Source organism: Azospirillum sp. B4 (assembly GCF_000333275.1).
GTDB lineage: Bacteria > Pseudomonadota > Alphaproteobacteria > Azospirillales > Azospirillaceae > Nitrospirillum.
In genome coordinates this window covers 1-6876 of the sequence record NZ_BACU01000309.1, presented here as the reverse complement: position 1 = coordinate 6876, position 6876 = coordinate 1, and the positions used below count along the sequence as shown (strand labels likewise).

Below are 6876 nucleotides of genomic sequence, written 5' to 3'. Positions count from 1 at the left end.
ATCATTTTCAGGTTGGCTCGCGAAGTTCGACCAGCCGACGGCGAGGAGGACACCCCAAGGCGCCGACGAATATGAGGCTCAGGATCGCATAGAGGGTGTCACCGCGCCCGCGCATGCCCCGCCTCCCTATCCTGACCCGGAGCTGCGGAGGCGCGGTGGGCCAGTTCCTGATGCACTTCCCCTGGCCGCCCTTGGAAGGCCACGTAGCGCTGCCCCAGGCACACGCCGCTGGTCATGGGAGGCGGCAAGATAGACGGCCAGCTCGCCACCAGCCTTGCCTGCAGGGACCTGGCCTCCGGGCTGGCGCTGAAGGCGCGGCAATCGTCGACGTCGATCCAGAGGGCAGCCCTTCCCCGACTGTCCATGACCTGGCGGGGCTCCGGGCGGGGCTTCGGCATCGCTGGCGATGGCGTGGATGCCACCGGGGACGCGGCCGTCAGGACAGCCCCCAGCAAGCTCACCAAGCCTGCGACGGCCGCCAGCGATGAAAGCCGGAGCCATGTCGTTGGGCGGCGGCTTCTGTCAGCCGGCGAGATGTGCATGGCTACTCCGGGAGTGAGAGACCTCTCCCGAACAAAATAACCCATGGTAGCTTGCTTGAAAAGCAGGGCCGGAGATGAGAGGCGCGGGCCCTAGCGGAGGACGGCGCCGGCCGGAACGAGCCAGTCAGGATTGACCAGGAGGGTAATGCTTTTCTGACCCGCCGGCACAACCGTCGGCACCCGGACAGGGATGACGACATCCAACTGGACCATGTCGACACCGCTTGTGGTCAAGCGCTTGACCTTCGTTCCTCCTGCCCCATCCTGCCAGACTGCGGGCCCCGTCGTCAGGCAGGTCAAGGGCCCCGTGACGTGGTAGTAGCCCTGGCGGCCAGCGGCTGGCTGGGCGTTCAGAGTGAAGCGGAACCCCACATTGAGGGTGCCCCTGGCGCCGCCATAAGCGGGCCCGAACACATAGGGCTCCTCATGCATGGTGTCCATCACGAGCGGCATGCCAGGCAGCGCCATCTTCTTCGCGGCCCCGATCCCAGGGCAGGACACCATGATCGCCGTCACCTTTTGCGGACCAGCCTCGGCCGCCGCCGACCGCGCCACGCTCCCCCCGACCAGAAGCAGGGCCGACGCAGCCACGGACAGAAGCCTCGTGATCTTGCCGGACATTCGAGTTCCTCCAGTGGACAGGATGGTCAGTGGGCGGGACGGGGCCGGAGGCCAATAGGCGGATCGTTGCCTGTGCCTCTGGACGGTAACACACCCTGAGAAGACGGCAAAACTTGTCGATTCGACAATGCTCAGAGATGAGCTACCACAAGTTATTGCGGCTGGGTAGTGCCGTCGATAGGATGCATGCGCGTACGATGGATAGGTGATTTCTGCGATGACACGCTGTTTTGGGATCACCAGGGGGAGCAAGGCAAGGCGTATCGGATGCATGGCCGCAGCCATGGTCCTGTTGGTGATGGGCACAGGGAACTGCCAGGTTCCCGCCTCACCGCCGGGCCAGACCAGTCATCCGAGCAGATCGCCCGTCCTTCAAGCCCCTGAACCCCCTAAAATTCTGGAGGACGATACCACCGAGGTGCCGCCGGTCCCGGTTTGGCCTCCGCTCGACACCGTCACGCCGGATGACATCGACAGAATGCCCCACATGAGCCTCCATCCTGGAGGGGCCCTCGAGGTCCATACAAATCAGGAAGAGTACCGTCACCAGCTGGGGGACCAGGTTGGGACCGCCATCCTCACCCTGGCATTCAAGCTGAATGATCACCCAACCCAGCTGATCCTGCTGTTCAATCTGGTCGCATTTGTCGTGGCCTTGTCCGGCCTCGCCTGGCTGCTCACAGAAATGGTAGCGGTCTTGGCGCCCTTGCTCTCTCGCCGCCTAGCCGGGAACGCTGACCAGGGACAGGCGGGGGCGCTGGACATGCTTCCGCTCGCAAGGCGGTTTGGCAAAGTCGACATCATCGACTTCACGTCCGAAGTCGGGGTCTCTATCCGAAATTCCGTTTACCTCAAGCGCCTGCGGGCTCTGCAGGGGGCTGCATATCAAGCGGGTTGGAGATTCGTACGGTCTCCTTCGGAAGAGCCGCCAACTGGCCTTCAGGTGATGGGGCCCCAGCTCTTGGAGGATCTGTCGCGGGCCGTGATGAGCGCCACCATCTCCCATGAGTACCCGTACCTTGACGAAGAGGACAAGGCGGAGCGGCTACAGGACAGGATGAGCACAGGCTGGGCCGCAGCCCTGCTCGAGGAAATGCTGAAGGCCCTGCAGGGTCTCGGTATCACCGCCGAATTCATGGATCAGTCATCCGGCGAGACTGGGGAAAAGTCGCATCGAGAGGTTGCTCCATGAGCAGGGAGATCCCCGCCCTGCCTGGCGTGAGGGTCTGAACCGTTAACTCACGCATCTCCCTCTTTGTTCGTGAAGCCATCTCCCTGGCACTGACATTCTGGATGTTCAAGCATGCCCCGGTGTTCCATCTGGGGATAATTACGGGCCAGGTCCTGTTGACCCAACTAGTGGAGTCCATGGTTGCGGACCCGCCTGCCGACCTGTCGGCGGCATTACAACTCCTGCTGATCAGCTTGACGCTGGTCGTAGGCTTTCTGTTGATGAGGAGGATGATCGACTTGATCTGTCTGCTCGGGCTCCGCGTCCTGGCACTCCGGCGCAGAAGAGGCGCCATCGTTAGATCAAGCGATCAGTCCTGACCCTCACTGTCCGTTAAGACGGCTTCCACCGCCGCCACGGCGGCATCGGCCTTGTCGGGGCGGCCGCCGCCGCCCTTGCCACCCACGGCCTCCGCCGCGACCTTCACCACGTCGACGGAGTTATACTAAAGTCCAGATTTTTCGGTATTTTTCTGCGACGGAAAGCCAACGCCTTCACCAACCCCCTATGGGGCGATCTTGCTTGATTTCGGATGGCAAGCTCCATAAGCGCAGATTATCTTATGGTAGCTCGGCGCGCCATCGGGAGCTTGACCCATGTTCAATGCAACCCCGCCTTCAATGCCTTCACGAAGACTCCCCCATCTCTCACAGGGCTTTCCAGTGGCAGGCTGGACGGCAATGATCCCGGACCAGCTTCTCACCGACGATCAGGCCGGGCCACTGCTCCAATCCCGCCTTGGCCACCAGGGCGTGTCGTGGGCCTGCCTTATCAGGCTCGGCGACCTGTCGTTGCCGGCCGATCAGGAGGAGGCCATCGGACCCTGGTCCCTGCCCTTGCCTTTGGTCGAGCTGACCGCGGTGTTGAGGGAAATGGAGGAGAGGCTGGGACGCGGAAGCGACACCCGGTGGTGGCCGCGACTAACCCTCATCCTGGGAAGCTCCGAGTTAGAACATCTCACAGATCTAGTCCGGGCCCTCCACCAAAACCACTGCCTAATGGCGGAAACCCAAGTTCAGTTCTGGCACCGGATCGGCGACAGCAGCTTCGTGCCCTGCCCCCATGACGGCTTGGCAGGCCTGCAGCAAGCCGTTTGGCGGATCCCGGAGAGGCTTGGCTGACCACTGGCGGTAAACCGCATATAATGGTGGCGAAAAAGCGCACACAGTCGTCTGTGAGAATAGGGGGAACAGCCTCTCCAGGGCCTGTGAGGAATGGGGGAATATCATGTTGTGAGAAACTGGGGAGCCATACCTGTGAGCAATTGGGGAATCAGGCGCCTAGCGGCCATTGCTAACACCGGAGCAAAAGGTGAGAAAGTGGGGACCTCAAAGCCCCTGGACCCATATCTAGTGAGCATAATGTGGGGTTATCCCTACTGCTTGGGGGCTTTGCCTGTGGATAAGTGCCGATTCGGAGCCCTTTCCATCCTGAGTTCCCCTTCTTCTCACAGTACCGTTCCCCGGCTTCTCACACCCGAAGCCCCAGGGGCTCACCACCAGCTCCCCAAGGTCTCACCTTCACGGGTCCTGGATTCACCGCCGGGCCCCCCATATCTCACAGATGGCCAGAAAATGTCTTTATATTCCAGTCAATTACCAAACCAGAAGTGAAGTCATTCCCAATTTAGAATCCTTTTTGAATCCCCGCGACCTCTTGAAGGTCCAGCGATGGCCATGCATCCTGACCGCATGCCGCACTCAGCTCAGCCTACCCTTCCCCTTGAACCAGACGCTGAAAAGCGTCCCAGCCTCACCGTACGCCAACCGGTGGTCGGCCGCATCGATCGCGCCCATTTGGGAGAGGACGTCACATTCCCCAAGCCCGGGGAGCTGATCGAGATCTGGGAACGGACACCCCTGACCCTGGCGGATAGACGCACCTTCAACATCCTTCTTGCCCACGCTTGGCCAAGCATCCTTGAAAAGGATAAAAACCACAGCATAGCGACGGTCGCCCTGAAGGGGGACCACAACGGAAATGAGCGCCTCCGGGAAACCATTGCCCGGCTCATGTCCGCCATCGTCGTCGTCAAGTTGCAGGCCGATGGCAACCAGGCACCCACCGAACAGCTGGTGCAGCTGCTTGGCCCGTCAAAAGTGCCAAAGGGAGAGGGTGTCGTCCACTACCGCTTCATGCCGGAATTGGTGGAGATCCTGGCGAGATCACGACATTGGGCCCGGCTGCAGGCCCAGATCATGCTGAGCCTGAGCTCGAAGTACTCGCTGGCGCTTTACGAGTGGCTCGCCAAGCGTGAGAATCTCAGGATCACCAAGCAGGTGGTCTCCCTTGAAGACATGCGCCTCATCCTGGGTGTACAGCAGGGCAAGATGGAACGGTGGCCGGACTTCCGCCGGTTCGCCCTTGAACCTGCGGTCAGCGACGTGAACCGCCTTGGACCCGTCTGGATATCGATCCAACCCGTCAAACGAGGCAATGCGGTTTCCGCCCTTGAAGTGGTCTGGTCCAGAAAGGACGAAGAAGGGCTACAACAGGCTGCCCGCGAGCTGGCATGTCATGTAAGCAGCCGGCGGGAGCGGTCTCAAACCGCGGTCGCCCCTCCAGTGATCGGCCCTGTCATCGATCTTTTCGGCGAAAGCACCACCGAAGTGAGGACCCACGATCCTGTGAGGAAATGGGGGGCCTAAGCCTCTTCGGCCCTGTGCCTATAATTGGCGACCCCACGGAATGGTCCCCGAATCCTCACAGTTGGCCTTGGACGGACTCGCCTGCGGCCTCTCGACGTCCTGATGGAGTTATCCCTGACCATCTCCCAACTGGGTGACGCCTAATAGCTGGCCCTGGGCATTCCCGCCTGCTAAATATCTCGTGGTAGCTCATTTATCCGCGACAACCGCTGGCGGAAGGGAACAGCCATGACCAACGTGCCCAGATGCATGTCCATAGCCTTGATGTGCCAGAAGGGCGGCGTCGGCAAGACCACCTCTTCCATCCAGATCGCGACGGCCATCAGCCAGATCCTCACCCCCACGCAGCCAGGGCGTCCCACGGTCGCCCTGCTGGACTGCGACCCTCAGAGGTCAACCCAGAGATGGTTCGCGCTCCGCTCGGAACTTTTCAAGGCGGAACAAAATCCTGACCGGAAGGGAGAACTGTCCAACCCGGTGATGGTCCAGATGGCCCCTGAAAAGGTGACGGAAAAACTGGACGAAATCCTCTCGCGGGGGACCAGTTCGGGTATTCAATGCCTGGTCATCGACACGCCGCCATCCATTCTGCATTGCAATGCCGTCGTCGCGGCCGTCGCAGACATCATCATCATTCCGACCCCGCCCCAGGCCCTTGACCTCTGGGCGGTTGAAGGCACCCTGAAGATGATCAAGGAGGCACGGGGAAGCGACAAGCTGCAGCCTCAAATCGTGTTTTCACTCACCGCGCCCAAAAGCGCCTACGGCGTGCAATCCAAACTCAACGAGGCCGCCAAAGCCATCCGGACCGACTATGGTGCGCGGTACCTAGTGAATGTGCTCAGCGAGTACAGCATTACCCGGCGACAGGCCATGTCCAGTTCGATCCAGTCCGGTCTCGGCATCACAGAATTCGATCCTGAAGGCAAGTCGGCCGCGGAAATCCGGAAACTCGCACGCTGGTGCGTCAGCCAATTCGAGGATATCCGCCATGAGGAGGATCGCCGGGCGGACCATCGGGTTGCGGCCGCCGGCGGGCGGCAACGGCGTCCAGTTGGCAGGTAAGGAACATGTCACCCCGCCGCCCCCTTCCCCTCAGCTCTGCCCTCTCCACCGGAGCGCTGAGCGTAGACCCCATGTTCGGAGGGCCGGCCCAGGCGCCCCACCCCGGGAGCGCGCAGCACGTCCAGCCCCAGGAGAGCACGCGGGAGGGGGCTGGGCGGCCACACGAAGAATCACGGGTCATTTCGCCATCATCCAAAAAACTTCACACTGACCAAGCCGCCTCCAGCAGGAGCCTGTCCACCGCATCCGGGCCTCGTCCCCAGGCGGTCAAGCAGCCGGATCAACCAAGCGGGCGTCATTACGGAAGGCGCCGGGATGCCGTGACCGTCACCGTTGAAGTGGCTCCGGAGTTCCGCCGGGCATTCAAGATGCGTCTGCTGGAGCGAGGGTTTACCGCTCAGGATTTGGTGACTTGGCTGCTCTCCGCCTGGTTGGAAGGGGACTATGGCGAGGAAGGCTCAAACGAAATGGAGGACTTGGCCCATCGATTGGCCCCCCATGGTCTGGACAGATTGCCGAAATCCAGAGGCTCTGGATGAGCAAGGCCCCCCAAAGCTCACAGAAATTCGACTGGGATGATACAGGCCTCGCCTCCGCGAGGGTCTGGACCGAAGGTCCCGATCCGCGAAAGGACAGGGAGCCAACCGATCGCGCCGGACGGGCCTTGTTCCGTGCCCGCCGGGATGTCCTTGCGGCGGACTTGAGTATTCGCGATCGGCAACAGGAGCTGAAGGATGCGAGGCGGCGCTGAAGGAGTGCGAGCGGCCCT

The 6876-nt window shown here is 61.6% G+C and carries 6 protein-coding genes; 5 read left to right on the top strand and 1 reads right to left on the bottom strand.

The genetic code is table 11. The features are described from left to right. Positions 1 to 632 precede the first annotated feature (632 nt). The gene (locus tag I55_RS13925; RefSeq protein ID WP_044561188.1) at positions 633 to 1163 is read right to left on the bottom strand and encodes a hypothetical protein; all 531 of its coding nucleotides are present in this window, start codon (positions 1161 to 1163) and stop codon (positions 633 to 635) included. A gap of 271 nt (positions 1164 to 1434) precedes the next feature. On the opposite strand from I55_RS13925, the gene I55_RS13920 reads away from it, so the two are divergent. The 5 genes from I55_RS13920 (at position 1435) to I55_RS35915 (ending at position 6646) form a co-directional block, all read left to right on the top strand. Beyond that, positions 1435 to 2355 (top strand): hypothetical protein, encoded by a 921-nt coding sequence (locus tag I55_RS13920; protein WP_148293721.1) that lies wholly within the window; start codon positions 1435 to 1437, stop codon positions 2353 to 2355. Positions 2356 to 3074: 719 nt separating this feature from the next. Next, on the top strand, positions 3075 to 3515 hold the full coding sequence (locus tag I55_RS13910; protein WP_044561185.1) for a hypothetical protein: 441 nt from the start codon (positions 3075 to 3077) through the stop codon (positions 3513 to 3515). Between the two features lie 549 nt (positions 3516 to 4064). Next, on the top strand, positions 4065 to 5042 hold the full coding sequence (locus tag I55_RS13905; protein ID WP_083901104.1) for a replication initiation protein: 978 nt from the start codon (positions 4065 to 4067) through the stop codon (positions 5040 to 5042). Between the two features lie 228 nt (positions 5043 to 5270). Then, positions 5271 to 6107: a ParA family protein gene (locus tag I55_RS13900; protein WP_148293720.1), complete on the top strand. Its 837-nt coding sequence runs from the start codon at positions 5271 to 5273 to the stop codon at positions 6105 to 6107. 320 nt (positions 6108 to 6427) lie between these two features. Further along, on the top strand, positions 6428 to 6646 hold the full coding sequence (locus I55_RS35915) for a hypothetical protein (RefSeq protein WP_148293719.1): 219 nt from the start codon (positions 6428 to 6430) through the stop codon (positions 6644 to 6646). The last annotated feature ends 230 nt before the right edge of the window (positions 6647 to 6876 follow it).

Coding starts and splice junctions, on each gene's coding strand:
- I55_RS13925 (WP_044561188.1), bottom strand. CDS start 1,163: ATGTCCGGCAAGATCACGAGGCTTCTGTCCGTGGCTGCGTCGGCCCTG.
- I55_RS13920 (WP_148293721.1), top strand. CDS start 1,435: ATGGCCGCAGCCATGGTCCTGTTGGTGATGGGCACAGGGAACTGCCAG.
- I55_RS13910 (WP_044561185.1), top strand. CDS start 3,075: ATGATCCCGGACCAGCTTCTCACCGACGATCAGGCCGGGCCACTGCTC.
- I55_RS13905 (WP_083901104.1), top strand. CDS start 4,065: ATGGCCATGCATCCTGACCGCATGCCGCACTCAGCTCAGCCTACCCTT.
- I55_RS13900 (WP_148293720.1), top strand. CDS start 5,271: ATGACCAACGTGCCCAGATGCATGTCCATAGCCTTGATGTGCCAGAAG.